The organism is Cupriavidus taiwanensis (assembly GCF_900250115.1).
Lineage (GTDB): Bacteria > Pseudomonadota > Gammaproteobacteria > Burkholderiales > Burkholderiaceae > Cupriavidus > Cupriavidus taiwanensis_B.
This window is the reverse complement of the sequence record NZ_LT984804.1, coordinates 1,029,284-1,056,269: the sequence shown is the minus strand read 5'-3', so window position 1 is coordinate 1,056,269 and position 26,986 is coordinate 1,029,284. Positions and strand designations below refer to the sequence as shown.

26 protein-coding genes are annotated in these 26,986 nt (G+C 68.3%); 7 read left to right on the top strand and 19 right to left on the bottom strand.

Translation table 11 applies throughout. From position 1 onward, the window contains the following. The first annotated feature begins 47 nt into the window (after positions 1–47). Positions 48–983 (top strand): LysR substrate-binding domain-containing protein, encoded by a 936-nt coding sequence (locus tag CBM2586_RS21635; protein WP_115664980.1) that lies wholly within the window; start codon positions 48–50, stop codon positions 981–983. A gap of 45 nt (positions 984–1,028) precedes the next feature. Here CBM2586_RS21635 and CBM2586_RS21630 read toward each other — a convergent pair whose 3' ends face one another. Together CBM2586_RS21630 and CBM2586_RS21625 are read right to left on the bottom strand one after the other, a co-directional pair. Then, the gene (locus CBM2586_RS21630) at positions 1,029–2,015 is read right to left on the bottom strand and encodes a tripartite tricarboxylate transporter substrate binding protein (RefSeq protein ID WP_240987988.1); all 987 of its coding nucleotides are present in this window, start codon (positions 2,013–2,015) and stop codon (positions 1,029–1,031) included. 83 nt (positions 2,016–2,098) lie between these two features. Beyond that, entirely contained in the window at positions 2,099–3,031 is a 933-nt protein-coding gene (locus CBM2586_RS21625; RefSeq protein WP_115689698.1) for a LysR family transcriptional regulator, read from the bottom strand. 183 nt (positions 3,032–3,214) lie between these two features. On the opposite strand from CBM2586_RS21625, the gene CBM2586_RS21620 reads away from it, so the two are divergent. Next, on the top strand, positions 3,215–5,191 hold the full coding sequence (locus tag CBM2586_RS21620; RefSeq protein WP_172583350.1) for an aconitase family protein: 1,977 nt from the start codon (positions 3,215–3,217) through the stop codon (positions 5,189–5,191). A 34-nt stretch (positions 5,192–5,225) separates the two neighbouring features. Here the strand turns inward: CBM2586_RS21620 and CBM2586_RS21615 are convergent, their stop codons facing one another. Next, complete coding sequence (locus CBM2586_RS21615) at positions 5,226–6,326, bottom strand: LysR family transcriptional regulator (protein ID WP_231942603.1); 1,101 nt, start codon at positions 6,324–6,326, stop codon at positions 5,226–5,228. Between the two features lie 286 nt (positions 6,327–6,612). Here CBM2586_RS21615 and CBM2586_RS21610 point away from each other — a divergent pair, with 286 nt between their 5' ends. The 3 genes from CBM2586_RS21610 (at position 6,613) to CBM2586_RS21600 (ending at position 9,063) form a co-directional block, all read left to right on the top strand. Further along, complete coding sequence (locus CBM2586_RS21610; protein ID WP_115664986.1) at positions 6,613–7,641, top strand: GlxA family transcriptional regulator; 1,029 nt, start codon at positions 6,613–6,615, stop codon at positions 7,639–7,641. Positions 7,642–7,787: 146 nt separating this feature from the next. Next, positions 7,788–8,546 carry an SDR family oxidoreductase gene (locus CBM2586_RS21605; RefSeq protein ID WP_115664987.1) on the top strand — a complete coding sequence of 253 codons (759 nt, stop codon included), beginning with the start codon at positions 7,788–7,790 and terminating at the stop codon, positions 8,544–8,546. Between the two features lie 16 nt (positions 8,547–8,562). After that, positions 8,563–9,063 carry an Ohr family peroxiredoxin gene (locus CBM2586_RS21600; RefSeq protein ID WP_115689696.1) on the top strand — a complete coding sequence of 167 codons (501 nt, stop codon included), beginning with the start codon at positions 8,563–8,565 and terminating at the stop codon, positions 9,061–9,063. Positions 9,064–9,088: 25 nt separating this feature from the next. On the opposite strand, the gene CBM2586_RS21595 is transcribed toward CBM2586_RS21600, so the two are convergent. Both CBM2586_RS21595 and CBM2586_RS21590 read right to left on the bottom strand, forming a co-directional pair. After that, complete coding sequence (locus CBM2586_RS21595; protein WP_115689694.1) at positions 9,089–9,499, bottom strand: cupin domain-containing protein; 411 nt, start codon at positions 9,497–9,499, stop codon at positions 9,089–9,091. Between the two features lie 4 nt (positions 9,500–9,503). Next, complete coding sequence (locus CBM2586_RS21590; protein ID WP_115666453.1) at positions 9,504–9,983, bottom strand: carboxymuconolactone decarboxylase family protein; 480 nt, start codon at positions 9,981–9,983, stop codon at positions 9,504–9,506. A gap of 246 nt (positions 9,984–10,229) precedes the next feature. Between CBM2586_RS21590 and CBM2586_RS21585 the strand changes: the two genes are divergently transcribed. Continuing rightward, entirely contained in the window at positions 10,230–11,489 is a 1,260-nt protein-coding gene (locus CBM2586_RS21585) for an IS256 family transposase (RefSeq protein ID WP_012354364.1), read from the top strand. Here CBM2586_RS21585 and CBM2586_RS21580 read toward each other — a convergent pair. From CBM2586_RS21580 to CBM2586_RS21560, 5 genes are all read right to left on the bottom strand, one after another. After that, a complete protein-coding gene (locus CBM2586_RS21580) occupies positions 11,486–12,928 on the bottom strand; it encodes an MFS transporter (protein WP_240991481.1) in 1,443 nt (480 codons plus the stop codon). The genes CBM2586_RS21585 and CBM2586_RS21580 overlap by 4 nt on opposite strands. Before the next feature lie 704 nt (positions 12,929–13,632). Then, entirely contained in the window at positions 13,633–14,259 is a 627-nt protein-coding gene (locus CBM2586_RS21575) for a pyridoxamine 5'-phosphate oxidase family protein (protein ID WP_172583351.1), read from the bottom strand. Next, a complete protein-coding gene (locus tag CBM2586_RS21570; protein ID WP_115689692.1) occupies positions 14,256–15,632 on the bottom strand; it encodes an adenylosuccinate synthetase in 1,377 nt (458 codons plus the stop codon). Before CBM2586_RS21570 ends, CBM2586_RS21575 begins: the two co-directional genes overlap by 4 nt. A 3-nt stretch (positions 15,633–15,635) precedes the next feature. Beyond that, positions 15,636–16,100 carry a RidA family protein gene (locus tag CBM2586_RS21565; protein ID WP_172583352.1) on the bottom strand — a complete coding sequence of 155 codons (465 nt, stop codon included), beginning with the start codon at positions 16,098–16,100 and terminating at the stop codon, positions 15,636–15,638. Positions 16,101–16,248: 148 nt separating this feature from the next. Beyond that, the gene (locus tag CBM2586_RS21560; RefSeq protein ID WP_115689690.1) at positions 16,249–17,034 is read right to left on the bottom strand and encodes an AraC family transcriptional regulator; all 786 of its coding nucleotides are present in this window, start codon (positions 17,032–17,034) and stop codon (positions 16,249–16,251) included. 137 nt (positions 17,035–17,171) lie between these two features. On the opposite strand from CBM2586_RS21560, the gene CBM2586_RS21555 reads away from it, so the two are divergent. Next, entirely contained in the window at positions 17,172–18,029 is an 858-nt protein-coding gene (locus tag CBM2586_RS21555; RefSeq protein WP_115665000.1) for an alpha/beta hydrolase, read from the top strand. Positions 18,030–18,079: 50 nt separating this feature from the next. On the opposite strand, the gene CBM2586_RS21550 is transcribed toward CBM2586_RS21555, so the two are convergent. The 9 genes from CBM2586_RS21550 to hpsO form a co-directional block, all read right to left on the bottom strand. Continuing rightward, positions 18,080–18,820, bottom strand: a complete 741-nt coding sequence (locus CBM2586_RS21550) for a GntR family transcriptional regulator (RefSeq protein WP_115689688.1) — start codon at positions 18,818–18,820, stop codon at positions 18,080–18,082. A 137-nt stretch (positions 18,821–18,957) separates the two neighbouring features. Beyond that, a complete protein-coding gene (locus CBM2586_RS21545) occupies positions 18,958–19,980 on the bottom strand; it encodes a Bug family tripartite tricarboxylate transporter substrate binding protein (protein ID WP_115665004.1) in 1,023 nt (340 codons plus the stop codon). Positions 19,981–20,036: 56 nt separating this feature from the next. Next, a complete protein-coding gene (locus CBM2586_RS21540; RefSeq protein ID WP_115665006.1) occupies positions 20,037–21,059 on the bottom strand; it encodes an Ldh family oxidoreductase in 1,023 nt (340 codons plus the stop codon). Then, positions 21,056–21,991: a hydroxyacid dehydrogenase gene (locus tag CBM2586_RS21535; RefSeq protein ID WP_115665007.1), complete on the bottom strand. Its 936-nt coding sequence runs from the start codon at positions 21,989–21,991 to the stop codon at positions 21,056–21,058. Before CBM2586_RS21535 ends, CBM2586_RS21540 begins: the two co-directional genes overlap by 4 nt. Further along, positions 21,991–23,166 carry a UxaA family hydrolase gene (locus CBM2586_RS21530; RefSeq protein WP_115665008.1) on the bottom strand — a complete coding sequence of 392 codons (1,176 nt, stop codon included), beginning with the start codon at positions 23,164–23,166 and terminating at the stop codon, positions 21,991–21,993. Before CBM2586_RS21530 ends, CBM2586_RS21535 begins: the two co-directional genes overlap by 1 nt. 71 nt (positions 23,167–23,237) lie before the next feature. After that, positions 23,238–23,519: a UxaA family hydrolase gene (locus CBM2586_RS21525; protein ID WP_092312927.1), complete on the bottom strand. Its 282-nt coding sequence runs from the start codon at positions 23,517–23,519 to the stop codon at positions 23,238–23,240. A gap of 126 nt (positions 23,520–23,645) precedes the next feature. Further along, positions 23,646–24,659 (bottom strand): alcohol dehydrogenase catalytic domain-containing protein, encoded by a 1,014-nt coding sequence (locus CBM2586_RS21520; protein WP_115689686.1) that lies wholly within the window; start codon positions 24,657–24,659, stop codon positions 23,646–23,648. Positions 24,660–24,732: 73 nt separating this feature from the next. Beyond that, complete coding sequence (locus tag CBM2586_RS21515; protein ID WP_115689684.1) at positions 24,733–26,097, bottom strand: MFS transporter; 1,365 nt, start codon at positions 26,095–26,097, stop codon at positions 24,733–24,735. Between the two features lie 95 nt (positions 26,098–26,192). Continuing rightward, the gene (gene hpsO, locus CBM2586_RS21510) at positions 26,193–26,984 is read right to left on the bottom strand and encodes a (S)-sulfopropanediol 2-dehydrogenase HpsO (protein ID WP_115691401.1); all 792 of its coding nucleotides are present in this window, start codon (positions 26,982–26,984) and stop codon (positions 26,193–26,195) included. Positions 26,985–26,986: the final 2 nt, after the last annotated feature.

Genomic DNA, 26,986 nt, shown 5'->3' with positions numbered 1-26,986 from the left:
TGAATTCCCACACCTGATATCCGCAAAACGGATACCTCGGAGATCCCATGTTCAAGGCGCGCGAAGGTTCGGAAAGACTGGCCAAGGAAGTCACGCTGCGGCAGTTCCGCTATTTCGTCGCGGCGGCGGAAACCGGGCAGTTCTCGATGGCGGCGACCGCCGAGCACGTGTCGCAGTCGGCCGTGACCAATGCCGTGCTGGCGCTGGAGCAGCGCCTGGGCGTGCGCCTGTTCGAGCGCCGGCCGCATGGCGTGACGCTGACGGCGGAAGGCCACCTGTTTTTCCAGCACGCGCGCCAGATCCTCGATTCGGTCGAAGACGCGCTGCGCGAGCCGCGCTTCCAGGTCCACGGGCTGCGCGGCAGCGTGCGGCTGGCGGCGTCATACACGGTGCTGGGCTACTTCCTGCCGGGATTGCTGGCGCGCTTCCGCACCAACTATCCGGATATCGAACTGGACCTGCTCGACATGGACCGCCCCGACATCGAGCGCGCCGTGCTGGCGGGCGAGATCGAGCTGGGCATCGCGCTGCTGTCCAACCTGGAGAAGCCCCAGCGCTTCCGGCGCCATACGCTGATGCGGTCGCGGCGCCAGTTGTGGACCTCGGCCAGCCATCCGCTGCTGGAGGTGGAGCGGCCTTCGCTGCGCGATATCGCGGCGTATCCGTACCTGCTCATCACCGTCGACGAGGCCGAGGACTCGACGCTGCGCTACTGGCGCAGCCACCGGCTCGCGCCCAATATCGCCTTCCGCACCGGCTCGATGGAAGCGCTGCGCGGGCTGGTGGCGCATGGCTTCGGCGTCACCGTGCTGTCCGACATGGTGTATCGGCCCTGGTCGCTGGAGGGCAAGCAGATCGAAGCCCGCCCGATTGCCAACGCGGTGCCCGACATGGAGGTCGGCATGCTGTGGCAGCCCGGCCGCAAGCTGGGCAAGCCTGCCGATGCATTGCGCGAATTCCTGATCCACGCTTGCGGCAGCTGAAGCGCGCAAGCGTGTGGCGGGCCGGCCTGCCCAGGCCCGGAGCCCTCAGTTCAGCGTGGCACCGGCCTGCCTGACGATGCGCGCGTGCTTGTCCAGCTCGCTCTTGAAGAACGGCACCGCCGCGTCGGCGCCGGTGCCCGTCACCACCAGCCCTTGCGCCGTCAGTTGCTCCTGCACCTCGCGTGCGCGCAGGGTGGCCTGGATCTTCGCCTGGAGGTCCTGCACCGCCGGCTTGGGCATCCCCGCGGGACCGACGATGGCCAGCCACGCATCGAAGCTGTAGCGCGGCACGCCCGATTCCGCCAGCGTTGGCACCTCGGGCAGCGCCGGCACCCGCTGCGCGGTCGACACCGCGATCGCCCGCAGCTTGCCCGCCTTGATCAGCGGCAGCACCGCCTGCACGGTGAGGAAGCCCATCTGCACCTGGCCGCCGACCAGGTCGGTGGTGTAGTTGCCGGCGCCCTTGTACGGCACGTGGCGGATATCCACCCTGGCCTCGCTGGCCAGGAGCTGGCCGGCCAGGTGCAGCACCGTGCCGTTGCCCGACGAGCCGTAGTTCAGATCGCCCGGCTTCGACTTCAGCAGCGCGAGCAGTTCCCCGGTGTTGTGCGCGCTCACCGCGGGATTCACCGCCAGCACCAGCGGCAGCGTGCCGATCACGGTGATCGGCGTGATGTCCTGCAACGCGTCATACGGCAGGCTCTTGTAGATAAACGGGTTGATGACGTGGTTCGACGAGATCAGGCCCAGCGTCGAGCCGTCTTTCGGCGCGCGCACGATCTGCTGGGTGCCCGGCACGCCGCCGGCGCCAGCGATATTCTCGACCACCACCGGCTGGCCCAGCTGCCTACCCAGCGGCTGGCTCAGCGTCCGCGCCACGGCATCGGCCTGCGAGCCGGGCTGGGTCGGCACGATCAGCCTGAGCGGCTTGCCATCCTGCGCCCGGACCGAAGCGGCCTGGCCGCCAAGCATGGCCAGCGCGGCCAGGGCCGCAAGCGCCTTGCATGCCTGTCGAAACAGCGAGTTCTGCATGTTTTGTCTCCGTGGATCGAATCGCACCGTGGACGGTGGCTTTGGCACGGAGTGTAGGGTTGCGACGCCGCGATGGCCGAGTGCTAATCCGCTGCACCGGGTATCTCAGCCCGGCATAGCCGCGGATCCCCCTTTGGCTGCAGCGCGTCGATGATGGCGGCAATCGCACGCAGCCGCGGTTGCTTGTAGGGGGCATAGATGCGCAACTGTCGCTGGCGCCATGGTTCATCCAGCGGCACGCGCACAAAGCGCCGCGTTCCCGCATAGGCCGCGCCGGCACTGGCCGGCAGCACGGCAATGCCAAGCCCCGCCTCCACCATGCGGCAGGCGGCCTCGAAGCTGGAGACGGTCACGCCCTGGTTGAACGGCAGGCGCAGGTTGGCCGCCTGTTCGCGCAGGTCCTGGTCCAGCGCGCCGCCAGGCTGCACCACCACCAGCGGATGCTCCAGCACCTCGGCATAACGCATGCGCTTGCGCCGGGCCAGCGCATGCGACGACGGCACCACGACATTGAGCGGATCGCTGGCAAAGGCCCACGACTCCAGCCCGCCCGGCGTCCTGGCCGCGACCCCGATGCCGACATCGGCCCGGTCATCGAGGCAGGCGCGCAGCGTCTCCGCAGTGGAGCGCTCGTGCAGCGCGATCTCGACCAGCGGATGCGCCGCCTTGAACGCATGCAGGCGCTCCGGCAGGAAACCGATGATGGCCGACGGGCTGGCCGACACCCGCACCACGCCGGCGACCCGGTCGCCCAGGTCCTGCACCTCGCGCGCAAAGCTGGCGATGTCCGCGTTCAGCTTGCGCCCCAGTTCCAGCGCGCGGGCGCCGGCGTCGGTCAGCACCACGCCGGCGTGCGAGCGCACCAACAGCACCACCCCGAGGCTGCGCTCCAGCTCCGCGATGCGCCGGCTCAGCGCCGACTGGGCAATATGCTCGGTTTCGGCCGCGCGCTTGATCGAGCCCTCGCGGGCCGCGGCCAGGAACAGCTGGATGTTGACGGGATCGATGCGGTGCATGGTCAGTGCGCCCGTGTGGGCAGGCCGGAATGTCGCCCGATACTAACCTTGGCGCGCGCGCCGCGCATGACCCGTGGGTTTACCCTGATATGCCTGGTGCAGATAGCCGCGATGCCGCATCAGCGCTTCATGCGCGCGCGCCAGCGCCGGTAGAGTTGCACCGAAATGCCATCGGAGACCTGCATGAGCGCCATCGCGGCCACGGCCCGCATCCTGTACCTTGCCGACTCCGCGCCGGCCATGACGGCACAGCTGCAGGGGCAGCCCATGACGCTGGCCACCGCGGGCGCGCTGCGCGACGACGTTTCCACCGACGAAATCACGCCGGTGCCGATCCTGACGCACTATGACGACGCGCTCGGCCGCTTTCCCTATACCGGCTACAAGGTCGACGGCGCCTGCCCGGTTCCGGCCGGCGCGATCCGTGACGGCGGCTTCGCCGTGACCGTCGCCGGCAACCGCTACGGCAAGGGCTCGTCGCGCGAGCACAGTCCGGCGGCGGAGCAGCTGGCCGGCATCCGCCTCGTCATCGCCCGCAGCTTCGAGCGCATCTACCGCCAGAATGCCGACAACATCGGCCTGTTCACCTCGACCGACTTCAGCCTGCTCACCCGGCTGGAGCAAGGCGCCTCGATCGACGCGGACACGCTGGTGGCCGGGCGCGACGCCCTCGCCGCGGCCATCCTGCGGCATGGCGGGCTGCTCAGGTTCGGGCAGGCGTACTTGAGCGAGGTGGAACCCGCACCCTGCAGCGACCCCACCGGCCCGCGGACCCTGTTCGAGAAAATCGTCCAGCGGCATTTGCTGGCAACGCCGGTGACGCCGGCCCGCCCGCTCCCGGGCGACGGCGTCTTCGTGCGCGCCGACTGGCGCTTTATCCACGAGTACTACACCGGCATGTGCGCCCACATGCTGCACGCGGCGTTCGGCAAGCCGCTGCGGCTCCGGGACGCGGACCGCATCGTGGTATTCGAGGACCACACCTCCTATGTCCGCGAAAGCCCGGCCCACGTGCGCGGCGGACTGGTCGACAACGTCGCCCGCATGTGCGCGGCGCAACGCGACTTCGTGCGCGACTACCAGCTGCGCTGCCATCGCACGCTGACCGAAGACGAGTCCCGCGGCGCCGCGGTCGCTCGCGCGGCAGGCATCTCGCACGCCATGATGGCCGAGCGCTATGCCCTGCCCGGCCAGGTCGTGGTGGGCACCGATTCCCACACCCCGCACAGCGGCGCGCTGGGCTGCGTGGCCTTCGGCGTCGGCACCACCGACATGGCCAATGCCTTCGTCACCGGCGCGGTGCGCCTGACCCTGCCGCAATCCATCCTGGTCCGCCTGCACGGCGTGCTGGCACCGGGCGTCACGGCCAAGGACGTGGTGCTGCACCTGCTGGGCCGGGCCGACATCAAGGCCGGCGCGGGCGTCGGCAAGGTGTTCGAGTTCACCGGCCCGGTGGTCGGCGCGATGTCGATCGACGAGCGCGCCACGCTGACCAATATGTGCGCCGAGCTGGGCGGCTTCACCGGCATCGTCGCGCCCGACGCCGAAACCGTGCGCTTCCTCAGGGAACGGCGCGGCATCGATTTCGAGATCGAGCCCTGGATGCGCAGCGACGACGGCGCCACTTTCGCGGCCACGCTCGAGCTCGACTGCGGCGCGCTCGCGCCCATGGTGGCCCGCCCCGGCGATCCGGGCAACGGCATGCCGCTGGCCGCGCTGACCCGGCGCGTTGCCGTGGACATTGCCTACGGCGGCTCCTGCACGGCCGGCAAGCGCGAGGACTTCGACTGGTATCACAAGGTCCTGCACTGGGCCGTGCAACGCGGCTTGCGGATTGCGCCGGGGGTCACGCTCTACCTGCAGTTCGGCACCACCGACGTGCGCGACTACTGCATCCGCCAGGGCTACATGGAGACGTTCCAGGCCATCGGCGCGCGCATCCTCCAGCCCTCCTGCGGCGCCTGCGCCAACTGCGGTCCGGGGTCGTCGGAGCGGCCGGAACAGGTGACGGTCAGCTCGATCAACCGCAACTTCCCCGGGCGCTCGGGCCCGGGGCAGGTCTGGCTGGCCAGCCCGCCAACGGTGGCCGCCAGTGCGATCTGCGGGGAACTGGCGTCGTTCGGAGAACTCCGGCGGCGCCATGGCGACGGCGCGGCGTAGGCCAGCCCGACCGGCCGGCACACCGCTGCCGGGCTCAGCCGCCCGGCCCCGCCTTCGAATAATCCATGCCGAAGTCCCCCAGGCAGTGCAGGTTCTGCGCCCGGATCGCCTCCGTCATGAAGTCGACGAACACGCGGATGCGCGAGGGCAGGTGCTGACGGCTCAGGTAGCAAAGGTAGTGGCCGCGATCGTCGGGCGCATGGCGCCCCAGCGCGGTGACCAGCGCGCCGCGCGCGATCGGCTCGCACACCTGGTAGCCCGCCATCTGCGCCAGCCCCAGGCCATCGAGCACCGCCGCCAGCACCAGGTCCGGGTCGTTGAAGGTCAGCCTGGCGGCGGGCAGCAGCTTGCGCAGGTGCCCGTCGACCTTGAACTCCCATTCCAGCACGCGCGCGCCGCCGACACGGGTATGGATGCATTGATGGCGGGCGAGATCGTCCAGCGTCAGCGGCAAGCCGTGCCGCGCGGCATACGCCGGCGCCGCGCACACGGCCATCTGCATCGGGATCAGTTGCCTGGCGATGATGCTGGAATCCTCGATGCGCCCGTTGCGGAACGCCACATCGATCTTCTCCGCGGCGAAATCCAGCGGGCGGTCGTCCAGCAGCAGGTCGAGCGAGATTTCCGGATAGGCTGCCGAGAACCGGGTCAGCAGCGGCGCCACCACCTTGCGCCCGAAGCCGGTCGCCGCGCTGATGCGCAGCAGGCCGCTGGGCGGCCCCTGGCGCAGCGCCAGCATGTCGTTCATGGCTTCGACGATCTGCGCCACGCCCTGGTGGCAGTTCTCGAAGAAGCGCTCGCCCTCGCGCGTGAGCCGGGTCGAACGCGTGGTGCGCAGGAACAGCCGCGTGCTCAGCTGCGCTTCCAGCTTCTGCACATTGCGGCTGACCGCGGAGCGGCCGATGCCCAGCCGCTCGCCGGCGCGGGAGAAGCTGCCTTCGGTGGCGACCGCCATGAAGGCGATGATGCCGGCGTAGCTGGCGGCGAAGCTGGCCGACAGGCCGTCGGCGTGGTCGGGCGCAGCCTCCTGCCGGGCGTGCGGTTGCCCCCGTCGCAACAGGTGGGGTGTGCCCGTGTCCGGGCCGGCACGCCTGGCGGGGGACGCCGGACGGAGGTCGGGGACGACGATGTCCATGTCAATGCCTTTCGGCGCAATGCCAGGGTTCAGGTCCATGCTGCGCGGTGCATGACCATGCCGGGATCTTAATGACCCGCCGCGGGCCGGGTAAATGCCAGATGCCCCCTCGATTCCTGCCAGCCGGCCCCTGCGACCCGCAACAATGCAGACATGGCGATGCGGCAGAACTCCACCGCAGCCGCTTCGTGGCGCAGGCGTCGCATGCCGCCGCGACGGCGGCCGCCGCGCCTTGCCGCGGGTCGCGCGCCTGGCATAACATCGACCGACTTTCGCGATCCCTGCCATGGCCCCTTCCGCATCCGCGCCCCCCGCGCACGACTCTGCCCGCCGCCTGGACCACCAACCGCGCGGCCTGCTGTTCGTGGCCTTTCCCGGCATGAGCGTGCTGGATCTCACCGGGCCGCAAACCGTGTTCTGGGCGGCGTCGCGCTACGCGCGCGAACGGGGCCTGGCCGGCTACCGGATTTACCTGGCCAGCGAGCATGGCGGCCTGGCCGCCTCGGCCGAAGGCACGGCGGTCGATACCCTGCCGCTTGCGGCCATCGATCTGCGCCACATCGACACCATCGTCCTGCCCGGCGCGCCCGAGATGCTCACCCTGGTGGACAGCGCCGCGTCGCTGGTGGCCTGGTTGCGGCAGGCCGCCGGCCAGGTGCCCCGCGTCGCCTCGGTCTGCAGCGGCGCCTTCCTGCTGGCGCAGGCGGGCCTGCTCGACGGCAAGCGCGCGGCCACGCACTGGGCCATGCATGGCGCGTTCCGCGCGCGCTTCCCCGCGGTCACGCTGGACCCGGACGCGATCTTCGTGCGCCAGGACCGGGTCTGGTCCTCGGCCGGCGTGACCACCGGCATCGACATGGCGCTGGCGCTGGTCGAAGACGACTACGGCCACGACATCTCGCTGAGCGCCGCGCGGGAACTGGCGGTCTTCATCAAGCGCCCCGGCGGCCAGCCCCAGCTCAGCGAAATGCTGCTGGCACAGAGCCGGCAGATGCCCTTGTTCGAGGCGCTCCATCTCTGGATCGTCGAGAACCTGTCGCGCGAAACGCTGTCGGTGGAGCAGCTGGCCGAGCAGGCCGGCATGAGCCCGCGCAACTTTGCACGGGTCTACAAGCAGCAGACCGGCCGCACCCCGGCCAAGGGGGTGGAGCATTTCCGCCTGGAAGCCGCGCGGCGGCTGCTGCAGGATCCGCACCGGCCGGTCGACCAGATCGCCAGGCAGTGCGGCTTCGGCAGCGAGGAACGGATGCGGCTGACGTTCCAGCGCCACCTGGGGGTCTCGCCCAGCGCTTACCGCGCCGGGATTACCGGCTGAAGGCCCGCCGCGCGCGGCAGCCGGGTGATTGGTGCCGCTCCGGAAACAGCGTGCATCCACCCGCGGCGCTACCGCGTCGATCGTCATTCACCTAGCATGGGACATGGGTTGACTGCCCATCTCTTCCAACAGAACCGAGGTGCATGATGAAGATCGTTGTGATTGGCGGTACCGGACTGATCGGCAGCAAGGTGGTGGCGCGGCTTGCCGCGCAAGGCCATGACGTGGTGGCGGCATCGCCGCAGACCGGCGTGAATGCGCTGACCGGCGAGGGCCTCGGGCAGGCGCTTGCCGGCGCGCAGGTCGTCGTTGACGTGGCCAATTCGCCCTCGTTCGCCGACGATGCCGTGCTGCATTTCTTCGAGACCTCGGGCCGCAACCTGGCGGCGGCGGAGAAGGCAGCCGGGGTCAGGCACCATGTCGCGCTGTCGGTGGTCGGCACCGACAAGCTGGCCGAGAGCGGCTACTTTCGCGGCAAGATCGCGCAGGAAGCGCTGATCCGCAACGCCGGCATCCCCTACACCATCATCCGTTCCACGCAGTTCCTCGAGTTCCTCGGCGGCATCGCCGCGTCGGGCGACGACGGCGATGCGATCCGCCTGTCGTCCGCGTCGATCCAGCCGATCGCTTCCGACGACGTGGCCGAGGCCGTGGCTGACCATGCCCTTGCCGATCCCGTCAACGGCATCGTCGATATCGCCGGGCCGCGGCGCTTTGCGCTGAGCGACCTGGTGCAACGCTATCTGCAGGCCACCGATGATCCGCGCAAGGTGGTGGTCGACGCCAGGGCCCGCTATTTCGGTGCCGAGCTGGACGATGGCACGCTGGTTCCCGAGGGCCCCGCGCGGCTGGGCAAGACCGATTTCGAGGCATGGCTGCGACAGCGCCAGCAAGCGCGCGCCTGACCCCAAGGGCCGGCCCATGGCGAAGCAGAAGCTGCAAGCGCCGCCGTTGAGCCTGCTCGACCGATATCGCGGGCCCGGCTTCGATCCGCTCTACATCACCGCCGTCACCGTCACGGGCGGTGAAACCGGACACGGGCGCGCCTCCGGCGTGGCCCGCTCCGATGACGGCAACCTGGTCATCGACCTGCGGCTGCCGGCTGCGCTGGGCGGGCCGGGCAACGGCACCAATCCGGAACAGCTGTTCGCCGCGGGCTATGCCGCGTGCTTCCACGGCGCCCTGCACCTGCTGGCCAGGCGTGCCCGCATCCAGGTCGACAAGCTCGCCGTTGAAGTCGAGGTCGCGGTCAGCCGCGACCCCGTGGACGGCGCCTACGCGTTGTCCGCGGAGGTCCGCGTCAGGATGCCGGGCGTCGCCCGGGCGCTGGCCGAAGAACTGGTGCGCAATACCGAGCGCTTCTGCCCCTATGTGAAGATGGCCCGGCAAGGCATTGCCAGCGTCGTGGCGGTGGTTGACTGAGCCTTGCCGCCACGACTGGCGGGCGCTATTTCGTCGGCGTCAGGAGGGGTGCCCCCTGGTTCTTCAGCAGCAGCACCAGGAACTTCGCCGGCCTGGTGCTGCTGGCGTTGCGCCCCACGGTATGGATGTCGTGCGGCCCCTCGTGGAAGGTCTGGCCGGCCTGCAGCGTGACCTCCTTGCCGCCCCTGACCGCCATCACGATGCTGCCTTCCAGCACGTAGACAATGCCGTGCGCGTCATGCCGGTGGACCGGGTCGGCCCCGCCCGGCGGGTACTCCACCACGATCATCTGCGCCTCCTTGCCGGGATAGTCGGGCAAGGCTTCGGTCGACAGCAGCGTGACCTTGGGCTCCGGCGGCGCCGCCATGGCCGGCTGGCCCACCCACAGCAAGGACAGGAGAAGCGGGACCAGGGCCCGCGTTGCGGTGGTCTTCATGACGTCATTCCAGGTTGGCCTTATCGAGGCCGTAGGCCTTGTCCGCCGAGCCGGGCACGGTCCGGAACGCCACGTTCAGGCGGTTCCAGCCGTTGATCGCCATTACCAGGAAGGTCAGGTCCGACAGTTCTTTCTCCGACAGCTGCGCGCGCACGCGCTCATAGACCTCGTCCGGCACACCCTGCGCCGGAATCTGCGTCAATACCTCGGTCCACGCCAGCGCGGCACGCTCGCGCGGCTGGAACAGCGTCGATTCACGCCAGATCGCGACATGGTGCAGGCGCAGCTCGCGCTCGCCATGCAGGCGCGCCTGCTTGACATGCATGTCAAGGCAAAACGCACAGCCGTTGAGCTGCGAGGCGCGAATCTCGACCAGGTCGCGGATCGAGGCTTCGATGGCGCTGTCGTTCAGCGCGGTGCTGAATTCCAGGTACTTCTTGAACAGTTCGGCGGACTGCTTCATCGCGTTGACACGTTGGGTCATGGCGGCTCCTTGATCGATGCAATGGTGGAAGGCATGCGGCGGCACGGTATATCCGGTGCCGCCGCATGCAGCCATCGTAGGGCGCGAGGATGCGTAGCGGTAGGCGCGCCAGGGTGCCCACACTGTTGCCGCATCGACACCAATTGGTGCGGCGGGCGTGGTGCACCGCACGACGCTCCTAGTCGGCGATGGTGGACCTGTCAGAAATTTTGTGTTTAGGGCATAACATGTCGCCAAGGAGCATGTATGCCACGCAAAACCAAGACCAGCCAGGCCGCCGACCGTGAGCTGCCGACCATTCCCGAGGACCTGATTGCCCATTTCGTTAAGGGTCCGATGACCGCCGAGGCGGTGCAGGACGCCTCGATGGCGTTCAAGAAGGCCCTGATCGAGCGCGCCCTGGGGGCCGAGCTCGGCCATCATCTGGGCTACCCGGCTGGCGCCGAGCGCCCGGCCGGCACGGCCAACCAGCGCAATGGCAAGAGCGCCAAGACGGTTCTGACCGACGACGGGCCGCTGCGGTTAGACATCCCTCGCGATCGCGACGGCAGCTTTGATCCGATCCTGATTCCCAAGCACGAGCGGCGCTTCACCGGGTTCGACGACAAGATCATCGCCATGTATGCGCGCGGCATGACCTTGCGCGAGATCCAGGCGTTTCTGGCCGAACAGTACGGCACCGAGGTCTCGCCCGAGTTCATCAGTTCGGTGACCGATGCGGTCATGGACGAGGTCACCGCCTGGCAGGCCCGTCCGCTGGAGGTGATGTACCCGGTGGTGTTCTTCGACGCGCTGCGGGTCAAGATGCGCGAGGACGGCGTGGTGCGCAACAAGGCCGTCTACCTGGCCTTGGGCGTGCTGCCCGACGGCACGCGCGACATCCTGGGCCTGTGGATCGAGACTACCGAAGGCGCCAAGTTCTGGATGAAGGTGTTCAACGACCTGAAGACCCGGGGTACCCAAGACATCCTGATCGCGGTGACCGATGGCCTTAAGGGCATGGAACAGGCCCTGGCCGCGGTGTTCCCGAACACCACCCTGCAGACCTGCATCGTGCATCTGATCCGCAACAGCCTGGAGTACGCCAACTGGAAGGAGCGCCGCGCCGTGGCGGCGGCGCTCAAGCCCGTGTACACGGCCCCCACGGTCGAGGCCGCGCTGGCCGAGTTGGCGGCCTTCGAGAACGGGGAATGGGGTCGGCGGTATGCACCGATCGGCGCATCCTGGCGTCGCGCCTGGGATCAGGTGATCCCGTTCTTTACGTTCCCGCCGGCGATCCGCAAGATCATTTACACGACCAACGCGATCGAGAGCATCAACGCGCAGCTGCGCAAGATCATCAAGACGCGCGGTCACTTCCCCAGCGACGAGGCGGCGACCAAGCTGCTGTGGCTGGCGCTGCGAAACATCACGGTGAAGTGGGGCAGTTCAACCCATGACTGGAAGGCTGCCATGAACCAGTTTGCGATCCTCTACGAGGAACGCTTCACCCACCCTTATCGTTAAGATATTGCTGGCTCACCGTTCCATCGACGGTGAGCCTTTACCTGCCCTGCACACAAAAAAACTGACAGGCCCGCGATGGTCTCCAGCGCCCTGCCGCGGGTCTCGATGCCGAAGCGGAATACGATCGCCGCCGCCGCAAGGAAACACAGCGCGCCAAGACAGAACACGCCAGCCTGCCCGGCGACGGGAAGCACCAGTCCCACCAGCGCCGGCCCCAGCAGCGAGCCGATGCGCCCGACGGTCGAAGCCATGCCGCAGCCCGAGGCGCGGGCACGCGTGGGATATAGCTCCGGCGTGTAGGTATAGAGCACCGCCCACATGCCGAACATGAAGAACTGCATCATTCCGCCGGAAAGGAACAGCGCCAGCGGCTCCGGCGCCGAGCCGGCGACCCGGCCATAGATGAAGACCATGCAGGCTCCGCCGACCAGCGTCGCCACACAGGCAGGCTTGCGCCCCCAGCGCTCCACCGCCCACGCCGCCCACAGAAAGCCCGGAATCCCACCGATCGAGATATACACCGTGTACAGCACGGACTTGGTCACGCCCAGGCCAGACTGCTGCAGCAACGCGCCAATCCACGTATTCAGGCCATAGAACCCCAGCAGGGCGAAGAACCACAGCCCCCAGACAGTCAGGGTCCGGCTGCGGTACGCGCGGGACCACAGCACGCGCAGCCCCGATGCGGCCGGCTCCGCCGCTGCAACGGCCGGGGTGACTTCCGGCAATGCGTCAAGTTTCATCCGCCGCATCACCGACTGCTCGATACGTTCGACGATCGCGCCCGCTTCCGCATGGCGCCCCTGCGATTCGAGCCAGCGCGGCGACTCGGGCACGAAGCGCCGGACCACGATCAGGAAGAGCGCCGGCACCGCGCCGAGCAGGAACATCGTGCGCCAGGTATAGGCGCTCAGCACGTAGTACGACATCAGGCCGGCGCAGATAAACGCGATCGGCCAGTTGCCGTCCATCAATGCCAGGTACTTGCCGCGCTGCCGCGCGGGGATGAACTCCGACATCAGCGTCTGTGCCAACGGCAGCTCCATGCCCATGCCGATGCCGAGCAATAGCCGATATGCGCCCAGTTCCATGGGGTTGCTCGCGGTGGAACAGAGATAGCTGCCCACGCCCCAGATGATCATGCTGACCTGGAACACGGGCTTGCGACCGAACCTGTCGGCAAGCATCCCCGAACTGAGCGCGCCGATGGCCATGCCGACAAAGCTGGCGCTCCCCAGCATGCCCGCCTGCGCAGCGGTCAATCCGAATTCCGTGCGTATCGAGCCTAGCAAGTACGTCATCATGGCCAGGTCAAGATTGTCGAAGAAGAAGGCCAGCGCAATGATTGCAAACAGAAGGCGGTGATACCCGCATACGGGCAGCCTTTCCAGCCGGTCGCCGGTGCGCACGCGCATCAGCTCGAGAGGGGTGTGCTTCATCTTGTCTCCAGTCGTTCTAGTGCCAGTGCTCTATGGCACGGGCGGCGAGCGATAACACGTGGTTGCGCTATCGCTCACTAATGTCGCCTGCGGCCGCTTGCACGACGCGCGCCCGAACGCCAAGGTCTGTCTCGCAGGCGCCAAGGCATTGGCCGGAGTTGCAGGGACGTCGCGTCGGTTGGGCTGGGGTACTGCGGTTGGATTGTTTTTCGTGCTTGGCGGGCGCGGCTGTTTCGCCGGCGTAGCCGGCGACTTGCTCTTTTGACCAAGCGACAGAAGAGCACGCAGAAGAATGGCGTTGCCTGGGCGGCTGGCCAAGGCGGCGTTGGTGGTTCCGGCGGTGGTGACTTGCGGTCCGGCGGTTGCCGGTTCGACCCTGCTGACGCTACCTGGAGGTGCCTGGCGTTCGAGGTCGGATGGACGAACCCGACTTTAGGTCGGTGGCCGCCTGCCGACTGCGTTATCGGTGGACGCCTTCGGCTGCGCTGCGCGCGTCGTCGCTGGCGATTCCGACAGCGATTTCCTTCCTGCCTGTTTTCTCCCCTCTCCCGCTTGCGGGAGAGGGGCGGGGGTGAGGGCCGGCGCATCCACGAAGTCAACCGCATCAATCCGCGCGCACCGTCATCATCCCCCGACATTCAGCAATGAACCCTCAAAAAAAAAGAGGTGCCGAAGCACCTCTTCACGCCATGCGATGGCGAGCCCTACTTCGCCTCGAACCGGTGGGGATCGAACGCTTCCGGCGGCAGGCCGGACAGCGTCGCGCCGGACTGAAACGGATAGCGCAGGTACGGCGCGCGCGGCTGCCCTGGCGGCGAGTACTGGCCGTCGGCCAGGATGCGCTTCTTCGCGCTCATCTCGCGGATCTCGCAGCGATAGGCAACGATCTGGCTGGCCGCGCCATCCTCGATCGGCGAGTAGTCTTTCTCGGGGCGGAACTTGTCCAGCGCCTGGTACTGGTGGGCACGCACCTCATCGGTACTGTCACGCAGCCGGACTTCACAGCGTGCGATGACGCTGAAGTACTCGAGGCTGGTGTTCTGGCCCTTCGGCGCTTTCAGCAAGGCCACGGGCCGATCGATTTCGATCGTGACCAGCGGGTGCGCCCGGATCGCGGCGGCGAGCTTGCCGAATCTCGAGCTGTGGATCAGGAACGCATCGCCGGTGAAGGTAAAGCTCTGCGCCGTGACATACGGGTACGGTGCATCATGCACAGCAACGCGGCAGATCAGCTCATCCTTCAGGAAGGCTTCGATGGCCGGCCAGTCGGTCCAGGCCAGGTCGGTCCTGCGCATCTCGCTGCGCAGGTAGGCAGGGGTTTTACTTGTCATGGTGTGGTCTGCTGGGTGGGTTCAAGAAGCCGCATCTGAGCGCGTTCCGGCCCTAGTCCGATGCCGCGCAAGGGCCGGCCGATAGCCTGCGCCATCCACTCGAGCAACGCTTCAAGCTGCGGGGGCAGCGGCGATCCGGCATCGGCCGGCATGGCGTCCTGCGCAAACGCCGGAAATCGCAACACGCGCTGGCGTACGCCGTCGGCCTCGACGACCACGACCGGAATGCAGCGTTCCGGCGTGTGGAAGAAGGCGGCCAGGCTGTCGCATTTGTTCAGATACACCTCGTCGACGCCGGCCTGCTGTATCGCGAGCCGCAGCTGTGCAACGTCAAGCAGACCCACGCGCCGTGGCCGACCGGTGCCGGTGCCGTACTCGTTGGCCAGCATCCGGATGGCGACGCCCGTCGCGAACGCATCCGCTTCGGCGAGCAAGGCCAGCGGATCGTGGCTGGCCGCTTCGTCGGCGCGGCCGCGGCCCGCGTGTGCCGCCGCGGTGCAGTAGGCGTCGGAGCGCGGCCCGCCCAATTCGGTAGGCAGCGGGCCGGAGCCGACCCGGGAGACGATGGCCTTGGCCACGCCGATGGACTTGCGGTGATACCGGCACGGCAGATCTCCGCCCACGTAGGCGTAGGCGGGAAGCGTATGGCTTGACGTGACCCACGGCTGGACACCATGCACCACATCCAGCATCACCGACTGCGCGCCTTCGAACAGTACCCTTGCACCGGCCTCGACCCGCCGCAACAGCGCGAGAGCATCGTCCGTCACGAACGGCCGAACCACAGTCCACGCGCGACGCATGCCCTCCACCATCGCCGCGATGCCCTCGCCATTGTCATCTTCTTGCCCGGCCAGTCGGGCCATCGATTCGAACACGCGTTCCTCGTCGCACCGCAGGTCACGCAACTGGAACGCAACACGTTCGGCGCCCCGCATCCGGGTCGCCAGATCGGCGTAGCACGGACCGATGCCGTTTCCGGTGGTGCCGATCCGTGCGCCATCGCGGCGGTCCGCCAGCACGTGACGCGGCTGAACCAGCGGGCACCTGTCGCTAATTGTCAGTCGTCCCTCCAGGCTGATACCCTGGGCCGCCAGCATCGCAATCTCGGATGCCAGCTGCTGCAACCCGACCACGCAGCCAGAGCCGATGTAGAGCGCAACGCCGGGGTGCAGCACGCCGGAAGGCACTTGCCTAAGCCGCAGCGCACCGGCAGCCGATGCGATGGTATGCCCGGCGTTGGCCCCGCCGTTGAAGCGCGCAATTACGTCATACCCGGCGGCGAGGTGATCAACGACCCGGGCCTTGCCCTCATCGCCATATTGCAGGCCCACCAGGACGTCGGCGTAGCCGGCCTTTGTCGCGGCGCCCATGGCCTAGGCGTCCAGCGCAAAGGTTGCCTCGATCTCCACCGGGGCGCCGAACGGAAGGCTCGCCACGCCGAGCGCCAGGCGGGCATGGCGCCCGCGCTCGGCGAAGATCCGGTTGAGCAGTTCCGACGCGGCGTTGATCACCAGCGGTGCATCGTTGAAGCCTGGGTCGGCAGCGACGTAGCCGCCTAACCGCACCACGCCCCGGATCCTTTCGAAATCGCCCTCGACCGCAACGGCCACCCAGCCCAGCAGGTTGGTCAGGCAAAGCCGAGCCGCCTCCTGCGCTGCCTCGACGCTGACCGCGCCGGGCACCTTCCCGACAAACACCGGCTTGCCGTTATGCAGCGGCAGCTGTCCCGATATCGTCAGCAACCCACGGTGCTGCGTGTACGGGACATAAAGCGCCTTGGGCATCTCGGCACCAGGCAGGACGATGCCCGCCGCGTGGATACGCTCCATCACTGACATACTCACTCCTCGACTTGGACAAATGCCGACGGGGCAAGCACGGTGCTGGCCATCCGGCGACACCCAGACTGTGCCGCACGGCCCTGGCCTCGGTCCGCGCCTTGACGCCACGTAATGTCGCGCAGATGCCAACCCGAAGGGAAGACGCCTAATCGCCGGTCCGGTCCCGGAAATATTCGGTGGGAGTCATGCCAAGCGCCCGCCTGAACATGGCGCTGAATGCGCTTGGACTTTCGTATCCGAGTTGCAGCGCGATGTCGGTGACATGGCAGCCCTCGGCAAGCAGGCGGACCGCCGCCATCAGCCGGGCCTGCTGCTTCCAGCGGCTGTAGGTCATGCCAGTTTCTTCCGGAAACAGGCGGATGATGGTCCTTTCGCTGGCGCCAACCGAGCGGCTCCACGCCTGCACCGAGGTCTCGTCCGAGGGATCCTCGAGGATCTTCGCGCAGATCTTGCCCAGCCGTGGATCCTTGGGCATTGGCAGATGCAGCGGGACCACCGACAGCGGCCGCAGCTCTTGCAGCAGAAGCTGCACCACCAGGCCGTCGCGGCTGCTTTCCTCGTACGCTATCGGCATGCGCACGGCGGCCGAGATCAGCTCGCGCAGCAGCGGCGGCACCGCCACCACGCAACAGCCCTGCAACTCCGCGGGAACGGCATCCTCGCGGACATAGACCGTCCGCATCTCGACGTCTCCGCACGCCTGCATGGCGTGTTCGACGTTGCTGGGCACCCAGACCGCGCGCTGCGGCGGCACCACCCAGGAGCCAAAGTCGGTGGTGACCAGGATGGCTCCCACATAGGCATAGATCAGCTGGCCGCGCGGATGTGAATGCGCGGCGATATAGAAGCCATCCTTCAGCTTGCGCGCCATGCCACCGACCGGCCGGTCTATCGCCTGGTAGTCGTCGCGGTTCTCGCTCTTTCCGTACATGGCGTCTTTGCGATAGGGGTTGTCATCTGGCGGCGCACGCGGCAAGGCGCGGATGCGTATCTTTGGCCGGACGCGACAAGCGTCGCAACGACCCCCACGGAATCGAAGCATCGATTCCACAGTCTGGAGCCAATGTAATGTCAGTGTATCGAAACTTCAATCAGGAAGAACTGGACAAGCAGTACAACGTCAGGGCGGGAATCCCCGGGTTCCAGGACATCTTCCAGCGATGGAACGACAGCAGCGCCGCGTTCCGTCGCCAGCATCCGGTCAAGCCGGATCTTGCCTATGGCGAGCACCCCAAGCAATCACTGGACTTCTTCCCAACGACCACCCGTGAGCGTCCGCTGCTGGTCTTCATTCATGGCGGCTACTGGCAATCGCTGGACAAATCCGACTTCAGCTTCATTGCCGCGCCATACCTGCAGCGCGATATCAACGTGGCAGTGGTGAACTACCGCCTCGCGCCGGAGGTGGGCATGGCGGAGATCGTCCGCGACAATCAGGAGGCGGTGGCCTGGCTCTTCCGCCATGCTGCCGAACTGGGATTCGACCCGCACCGCATCTTCGTGTCCGGCCATTCGGCCGGCGGTCATCTCACCGCCACGCTGGCGGGAACGGACTGGGCGTCCTTCGGCGTACCGGCGGAGATCCTCAAGGGTGGATGCGCGATCAGCGGCTTGTATGACCTGGAGCCCATCCGGCTGTGCTATCTGAACCAGGTAGTCGGGCTGACCACGACGGACGTCGCCCGCTACAGTCCGATCCACCATGTGCCGCAAATCAAGCTGCCCATGATCCTGACCGTCGGCGGCGATGAATCGCCCGAATACCACCGGCTGCAGCGCGAATACCAGGCGCTGCTGGCCGAATGCGGCTTCGACGTGCAGGTGGTGGTGCAGGAGCGCGGCCATCATTTCGATGCAGTGGACCTGCTGGGTGCCCCCAATGGCGCCCTGGCGGCCGCGGTGCTGCGCATGGTCGACGGCGCCTGACTCATCGGGCGCACGCACCCGGCGCCAGGCGGGGGTTGCGCCTCACGCCATCACGGCTGCGACAGCGCGAACTCGTAATCCGACGTATCCAGCCGCGAAACGCGGTATTCGATGCGCTCGTTCTGGTACGACGATGCGACCCGCAGGATCTTCAGCATCGCTGTGCCGACTGGGACGCCCAGCAGTTCGTGGTCTTCCTCGTCGGCCAGCGCCGCCCGCAGCCGTTCTTCGGTGCGGATGATGTTGATGCCGAAGACGTCCTGGTAGAAGTTGTAGAGGGTGTTCGGCCGCTCGCGCAGCAGCTTCTCGGTCAGCGTCCTGAAGCGTTCCGCGGGGACGGTGATGGCGTCGATCATGACCGCGCGCCCTTCCAGCGACAGCACGTTGGTAAAGCGGAACACGGCCTCGCCGAGCGGCAGGCCCAGCGCCGCGGCTTCTTCCTTGTCGGCCTTGGCGCGGCGGAACCTTGCCAGCTGCACCGTCGGGAATTCGCGGTACCCGTCCTGCCGCACGATGCGGAAGAAGCGGAAGAAATGGTCTTCCTGCCGATGCGTCGCGACGAAGGTCCCCCGCCCCTGGTGGCGGATCATGATGTTCTCGGCCACCAGTTCGTCGATGGCCTTGCGCAGCGTGCCGATCGAGACGCCGAAGCGCTCGATCAGCTTGCGCTCCGACGGAATCGCCTCGCCCGGCTTCCACTCGCCCTCGGCAAGGGCGGCCAGGATGGCATGCTTGACGTCCTTGTACAGCACGCCGCCGATGGCTGCGCCGGCATCGAATCTGGAGCCCACGTTAATGTCCTTTGCAACGCCGCCTGCGGGGCGGCCGGCCGATCCATGACTGACTCATATAGATAAGACGAATCATACTAAAGCCGGCCGCCACGCCCGCAGGCCGGCGTTTCCGCGCGCGGCGCCGGCACGCGCCGCTATTCGACCCGGATGTGCTTCTCCTCGATCAGCCGGGCCCAGCGCGTCACCTCGCCGCTGAAGTAATCGGCGAAGGGCGTCGCGCCGGCCGCGGGACTGAAGCCGGCGGCAACGATGCGCCCGCGCACCGACTCGGCGGACAGCATGCGCGCGACCGCGGCGGCCACCTTGTCGACGATCGGCCGGGGCGTGCCGGCCGGCATCATCAGGCCGGTCCAGTTCTCGACGATCAGTTCCGGATAGCCGGCCTCGGCCACGGTGGGCACGTCGGGCAGCAGCGGATGGCGCTCGCGCGTGGTCACGGCCAGCGCGCGCAGCTTGCCGCCTTTCACATAGGCAAGCGACTCGGGAAAGTTGGAGAAGACCACGTCGATCTGGCCGCCGATCAGGTCGGTCATCGACGGCGCCCCGCCCTTGTACGGCACATGGGTAAAGCTGGTGCGGGTCTGGCTTTCGAACAGGGCCAGGGTCAGGTGCGGCGGGGTGCCGTTGCCGCTCGAGCCGGCGTTGAGCTTCGACTTCTGCGCCGCCGCGGCCAGGTCTTTCATCGACTTGATCGGCGAGCTGGCCGGCACCACCACCATCATCGGCGACGAGGCGATGCGCGCCACCGGCACCAGGTCCTTCTGCATGCTGAACGGCAGCCTGGGAAACAGGGTCACGTTGGACGCGTGCGTCAGCGTGACCGCCAGCCAGGTGTAGCCGTCGGGCGGGGCCTTGGCGACCTGCTCGGCGCCGATGTTGGCATTGCCGCCGGGGCGGTTGTCCACCACGATGGGCTTCTTCCATTCTTCGGAGAGCTGGTGGCCGACCATGCGCGCCATGATGTCGGTCAGGCCGCCGGCAGCGAACGGCACCACGTACCGGATCGGCTTGCCCGGATAGTCAGCGGCCGCGGCATCGTTGCCGTCCTGCGCGGCGGCGGGCCGGGGCGCCAGCGCGGCGAAGGCCGATACAACTGACAAGGCTAGCAGCACGCGGTTCAGTTGCCTGCGCGCGCCGCACATCAAGCGTCTATCCATGGTTTGTCTCCGGTAATTGTGGCCGGCCCATCTGGCGTGGGTCCGTGGTGAGGAAATCAGTGCGGCGCGCCGACCTCCACGCCCGCAAGCGATTGCAGTTCGCGCCATAGCCCGTCGGGCACCTCGACGCCGCACGCGGCTGCGTGCGCCTGCGCGGTTTCGCGGCGGGCGCCGGGCAGGCGCGTGCCCTCGTCTGCCAGCATCGCCGCCAGCAGCGCTTCGACGCGCGCGGCGTAGACCTGCGAGCCGGCGAAGGCGCCCGGGTCGAGCACGAAAAACAGCTGGCCGATGCGCGGACGGTTGCCGGCATCGCTGAAGAAGGAATCGGCCTCGGCGCCGAACTGCGCCCCGGCCAGCGACGTCACCAGCAGTTCCACCAGCAACGCCAGCATCGCGCCCTTGACGCCGCCCGCCGGCAGCATCGAGCCGCGCAGCGCGGCCTGGGCGTCGGTGGTCGGCTGGCCGGCCTCATCCAGCGCCCATCCGGGCGGAATCGGCTTGCCCTGCTTCGCCGCCACCATGATCTTGCCGCGCGCGACTTCCGACAGCGACAGGTCGATCACCACCGGCGCGTGGCCCTGGCGCGGGAATGCCGCGGCAATCGGGTTGGTGCCGAACAGCGGCCGCTTGCCACCCCACGCCGGCATGGCGGCGGGCGAATTGCCCATGGCGATGCCGACCATGCCGGCGCGCGCCACGGCGTCCAGCGGCAGCGCGGCGGCGCCGAAGTGGTGGCTGTTGGTGACCGCGGCCACGCCGACGCCGCTTGCGCGCGCGCGCGCCACGGCCTCGGCGATGGCCAGGTCGCACGCCGCGAAGGCAAAGCCGCAGCGCGCGTCGACCAGCACGGCGCTGGCGCGCGTGCCCTGCAGCGTCGGTTCGGCGTTGCCGTCGACGCGGTCATGGCGCAGGTGTGCCACGTACATCGGCACGCGCGAGACCCCGTGCGACGGCAGACCCGCGGCATCGGCCCGCACCAGCGCCGCCGCCGTGGCCCCGGCCTGCAGGGCGCTGGCCCCGGCCCGACGCAGGCCCGCGGCGGCCACGCGCTCCAGTTCCTGCAACGCAATCCGGCTCATGGCATCTGCTCCAGCGCTTGCCGCACCTCGCGCGCAATCATCATCGATACGCGCGCATTGGCTTCGCGCGTCACGCCGCCCACATGCGGCGTCAGGATCAGGTTGGGCACGCCCTGCAGCGCGCTGCCCGCGGCCAGGGGCTCGCTGTCGAACACGTCCAGCGCGGCGCCGGCCAGGTGCCCGGCCCGCAGCGCGTCGGCCAGCGCCGCCTCATCGACCACGCCGCCGCGCGCGGTATTGATCAGCACCGCGCCGGACTTCATCGCCGCGAGGCGGCCGACATCGATCAGGTTGCGCGTCGCCGCGACGAGCGGCACGTGCAGGCTGACCGCGTCGGCCTGCGCCAGCAGCGCATCGAGCGGCACGCAGGCCACGCCGGTGGCGGACCAGACCGGATCGTCGGCCGGCAGCATCGGATCGCAGGCGATCACCGACATGCCGAAGGCGCGCGCAAGCGCCGCGGTGTGGCGGCCGATGTCGCCAAACCCGATCAGGCCCAGCGTCTTGCCCAGCGCCTCCCTGCCCTCCGACAGCCTGGCACGCGGCCACTGGCCGTCCGCCACCTCGGCGCTGGACAGATAGGCGCCGCGCAGCAGCACGGCGGCCGTGGTCACCACGTATTCCGCCACCGAGCGCGCATTGGCGCCAGCGGCGGGAATCACGCGGATGCCGCGATCACGGCAGGCGGCGACGTCGATATTGTCCAGCCCGACGCCGAGCCGCCCCACCACCCGCAAGGCCGGCGCGCTCGCCAGCAGCGCCGCGTCCACCTGGGTGCGGTTGCGCACCACCAGCGCGTGCGCCCCGTCCAGGATCTCGAGCAGCTCGCCGCGGCGATCGACCCAGCCCGGCTCGTAGCGCAGGTCGAAGCCGGCGCTCAGCGCCTGCACCGCGGCCGGGTCCATGAACTCGCTGATGCAGATGCGCTTCATCATGCCGACTCGTGGATGCGGGTCAGCACGAACTCGCGGTGGCCGAGCGCCTCGGCCGCGGTCCAGCGGCCGTTGACCGTGGCCAGCATGCATTCCAGCAGCTTGTCGCCGGTCTGGTCCAGGGTCTGCTCGCGCTGCAGCAGGCCCGAGCAGTCGACGTCCATGTGCTCGCTCATCAGGCGCACAGTGCGGGGGTTGGCGCACAGCTTGATCACCGGGACAATGGGGTTGCCGATCACGTTGCCCTGCCCGGTCGGGAAGAAATGGACCACGTAGCCGGCGGCCGCGCACAGCGTGACCATCTCGGCCGCGGCCGAAGACGAGTCCATGAACCACAGGCCCGGATGCGTCGGCGCCTCGGCCTTGTCGAGCACGCCGTCGACGGTGCACTTCTTGCCGATCTTCTGGATATTGCCCAGCGCCTTCTCTTCGATGGTGGTGAGGCCGCCGGCGATATTGCCCTTGGTCGGCTGCGACTCGGACAGGTCCGACGTCTTCCAGCGGTCGATCATGCCCTGGTAGCGCTCGAACATCGCCATGAACTGGTGGCGCACCTCGTCGCTGGCGCAGCGCGCCGCGACGATATGCTCGCCGCCGGTCAGCTCCGAGGTCTCGCCGAACACCAGCGTGGTGCCGAGCGGATGCAGCTTGTCGAAGGCGTTGCCGACGGTCGGATTGGCGCCGCAGCCCGAGGTGGTGTCCGATTCGCCGCACTTGGTCGAGACCCACAACTCGTTGATCGGGCACTCGACGCGGTGCAGCGCGGTGGCGTACTGCACGAACTCGCGCGCCGCCTTCGAGGCGCGCATGATGGTGTCGTGGTCGCCGTGGCCCTCGATGCCGAAGCCGACCACCGGCTTGCCGGTCTGGGCGATGCCGTCGACCACCTTCTTGGTCCAGCCGTCCTCGATGCCGATCACCACCACCGCGGCGACGTTGGGGTTGCTGCCGGCGCCGATCAGCGTGCGGAAATGCAGGTCGAGGTCCGGCCCGAACTGCAGGCGGCCGTACGGATGGGGAATCGCCATGGTGCCCTTGATCGCGACGGCGACCGCCTCGGCGGCGGCGTTGGACAGGTCGTCCAGCGGCAGGATGATGACGTGGTTGCGCACGCCGACGCGGCCATTGTCGCGGCGGTAGCCCCGGAAGGTGGTGTTTTGGTCGATCACGGACATGACGTGGATCCTTGCAAGCGGGATGGAAGCGGGATGGAAGCGTGGGCGGACACAGGCGCGGCGCGCCTGGCTTACCAGCGCTTGGTCTTGATGTTGTGAACGTGGGCGTGTTCGCCGGCCTTGATCGGCGCGACCACCTTGCCGATATCGATGCCGTACTTGTAGACCGTCTCGTTCACATCCATGTCGCGCAGCGCCACCTTGTGCCCGATGGGAATCGGCTGCAGGGCGGTCACCGTCACGACCTTGTCTTCGTCCATGATCCAGGCGTTGAGCTGGGTGCCCGGCTGGATCCCTTCCACCACGGCCACCGCGACGGTGTCCTTGGCGTCATGAAGCACTACGTGAATCATCGTTGTCTCCTCTCTGTGGGTCATGCGTGATGTCATGTTAGGCGGTGTATTCATCCATGTCAACCAACTCATATATATGAATTTCAACTGATGCCTGCGGCACCCTGGGGGGCTCGCCCCGCCGACTCAGGCGGGTTCGGGGACCAGCACCACCTTGCCGGCGGCAACGCGGCCCGCGGCCAGGTCGGCAAAGGCAGCCGGGCCGTCGGCCAGCGCGCGCGTCTCGACCCATGCCAGCGTGCCGAAGCAGCCTTGCTCCAGCGCCGCCACGGTGGCGCGCAGGTCAGCCATGGTGTAGGTGTAGGTGCCGAGCAAGGTCAGCTCGGCCAGCGTCAGCTTGCGCATGTCGATCTCGCTGGCCCAGTCCTGCAGGCCGATATGCATGACCACGCCGCCGGGCCGCGCGGCGGCGATGGCAAGCTTGCGCGTCGGTCCGGCGCCCACCGCATCGATCACCACGTCGAAGGCGGAATCCGGCGGCGGCCCCGCCAGCGGGTCCACCGCCTCGCAGCCCAGGTGCCGCGTCACGGACGCGCGGCGCAGCGCATTGGTCTCGGCCACGCGGACCTGGCTGCAGCCATACGAGCGCACCAGCGCGGCGGCCAGCATGCCGATCGCCCCGCCGCCGATCACCAGCACGCGCGCCTCCGGCAGCGGCCTGGCCATGGCGCGCATGGCCAGGTTGACCGCATGCAGCGCGGTGGCCGCGGGCTCGGCCAGCGCGGCGCTGACGCTGGCGAGCGCGTCTGGAATGGGAATCGCGCAACGAAGCGGGATCGCCAGGTACTCGGACAACGCGCCCGGCCGGCTCATGCCGACCATGCCGCGGTTGGCGCACAGGTTGTCGCGGCCTTGCAGGCAATAGTCGCAATGGCCGCAGGTCACCAGCGGGTTGGCGGTCACGCGCTGGCCGACCGGCAGCAGGCTCGGGTCCGACGAGGCCACCACCGTGCCGGCAAACTCGTGGCCAAGCACCAGGCCTGGCTTGCGCCGCGGATCGTGGCCGTGATACGCGTGCAGGTCGGAGCCGCAGATACCGCTGGCGTCGATGCGCAGCAGGGCTTCGCCGGGCGCCAGGGCCGGCATGTCGCGCTCCAGGACCGCGACGGCATTGGGTTCGGTATAGACGATGGCTTTCATGGCTTTGCCAGTAGAAGACATTGGGAGGGGGAACGGCACGGAGAGGCGGCGCGTGCCGCCCGCGGGAAACCGGTCAGGCGCCCGCCTTGGACGTTGCCAGCGCGTGCGCGCCCGCCGGGGCGGAGCGCCGGCCGATCCACAGCGTGCAGGTCGCGCTGAGCACGCCGATCGCCAGCACGTAGCCGCACAGGTACCAGGGCTCGCCGCCGGCCCGCGCATTCAGCCAGGTGGCGATGATCGGCGTCAGGCCGCCGGCGAACACGCCCGCGAACTGATAGACGAAGGAAATGCCGGTATAGCGCACGCGCGCATCGAATACCTCCGAGAACATCGACGACATGGTGCCGAACACGGCGGCATGGAAGATGCCGAACGGAATGATGATGGCCGCCCACACCAGCAGCACGTTGCCGCCCGAATGCTGCATCAGCCAGAACGCGGGAAACGCCGACAGCCCCGCCATCAGCGCGCCGGTGCCGTAGACCAGCGGCCGCCCGAGGCGATCGGACACGGCACCCCACAGCGGGATGAACAGCGTCATCACGCCGGCACCCAGCAGCACGCCCAGCAGCGCCTCGTTGCGCGAGAGCTTCAGCGTCTGGGTCAGGTAGGCGAGCGAGAACACGCCGAAGACGTTGAAGAAGACACCGTCGATAAAGCGCGCGCCCATGCACGCCAGCACCACGCCGGGGTACTGGCGCAGCATGGCGATGAACGGCAGGCCGTGCGCCGCCGGCTGGTTGCGCTGCGGCTGGCGCCGGGCCGCCGCAAATTCCGGCGACTCCTCGACGTGCGAGCGCATGTACGAGCCGATAAACACCATCACCGCACTCAGCAGGAAGGCGATGCGCCAGCCCCATGCCAGGAAGTCCTGGTCCGACAGCATCAGCGACAGCAGCGCGATCACGCCGCTGGCCAGCACCAGCCCCAGCGACATGCCGGTCTGCGGCAGGCTGGCGAAGAAGCCGCGGCGGCCCGGCGGCGCGCTCTCGAACGTCATCAGCACGGCGCCGCCCCATTCGCCGCCCAGGCCGATGCCCTGCGCGATCCGGCACAACAGCAGCAACACCGGCGCCCAGATGCCGATCTGGTCATAGGTCGGGATCAGGCCTATGGCGGTGGTGGCGATGCCCATGATCATCAGCGTCAGCACCAGCATGCGCTTGCGCCCCAGCGTATCGCCGAAATGGCCGAAGATCACGCCGCCCAGCGGGCGCGCGACAAAGCCGGCGGCGAAGGTGGCGTAGGCCAGCAGCGTGCCGACCACCGGGTCGGTCGACGGGAAGTACAGCCTGTTGAACACCAGGCCGGCGACCACGCCGTAGAGGAAGAAGTCGTACCACTCCACCATCGCGCCGATCGTGCTCGAGGTCACGATCTTCCTCAGCTTGTGTCGGGGGTCTTGCGCCGGCGGCTGCGCCGATAGCTGTCTCGTCATGCTGGTCTCCTGTCGGGTCTGGTCCCCGTGGCGGCGCGTAGCGCGCTCTGAATATCGGTCACCGCGCGGGGCATCGATGCGCCCCGCGGCGGCGGTCATCTTGCCGTGTAGCCCCCGTCGACCATGAAGGTCTGCCCGGTGATATACGCGGCCATGTCGCTGGCCAGGAACGCGGCCAGTCCGTGCAGGTCCGGCAACGCGCCGTTGCGGCCGATGCAGGTGCGCGTGGCATGGTGCTGCGCCAGCGCGGCGTCGGCGAACACGGGCCCGGTCAGCGCGGTGGGGAAAAAACCCGGGCCGATCGCATTGCAGGTGATGCCGTGCGGCGACCACGCCTCGGCGATGGCGCGCGTCAGCTGGACGATGCCGCCCTTCGCCGCGCCGTAGGGCGCGCTGTTGGCGAAGGCCCGGTACGACTGCAGCGAAGCCAGGTTGAGCACGCGCCCCCAGCCTTGCGCCTGCATCGCGGGCGCCAGCGCCTGCGTCAGGAAGAACGGAGCGCCGAGATGCGTGTCCAGTTGCAGCCGCCATGATGCCGGCGTGACGCTGCCAAACGGCTCGCGCAGGTTCATGCCCGCGGCATTCACCAGGATATCGATGATGCCGCAGCGGCGCTGCAAGGCCGCGGCGGCGGCGGCTATGGCATCGAGGTCGGACACGTCCAGCGCCTGCGTGTCGACGGCGATGCCCATGGCATCGAGCCGCGACGCCGCGGCATCGAGTTGCGGCAGGCGACGCGCCGCCAGCACTACCCTGGCGCCGGCCCGGCCCAGTGCCTCGGCCAGGCTCTCGCCAATGCCGGAACTGCCGCCGGTCACCAGCGCCTGCCTGCCGCGCAGATCGGGTCCGGGTCCGCGACCTTCGGCCGCATGCTGCAAGGGCGCCATCA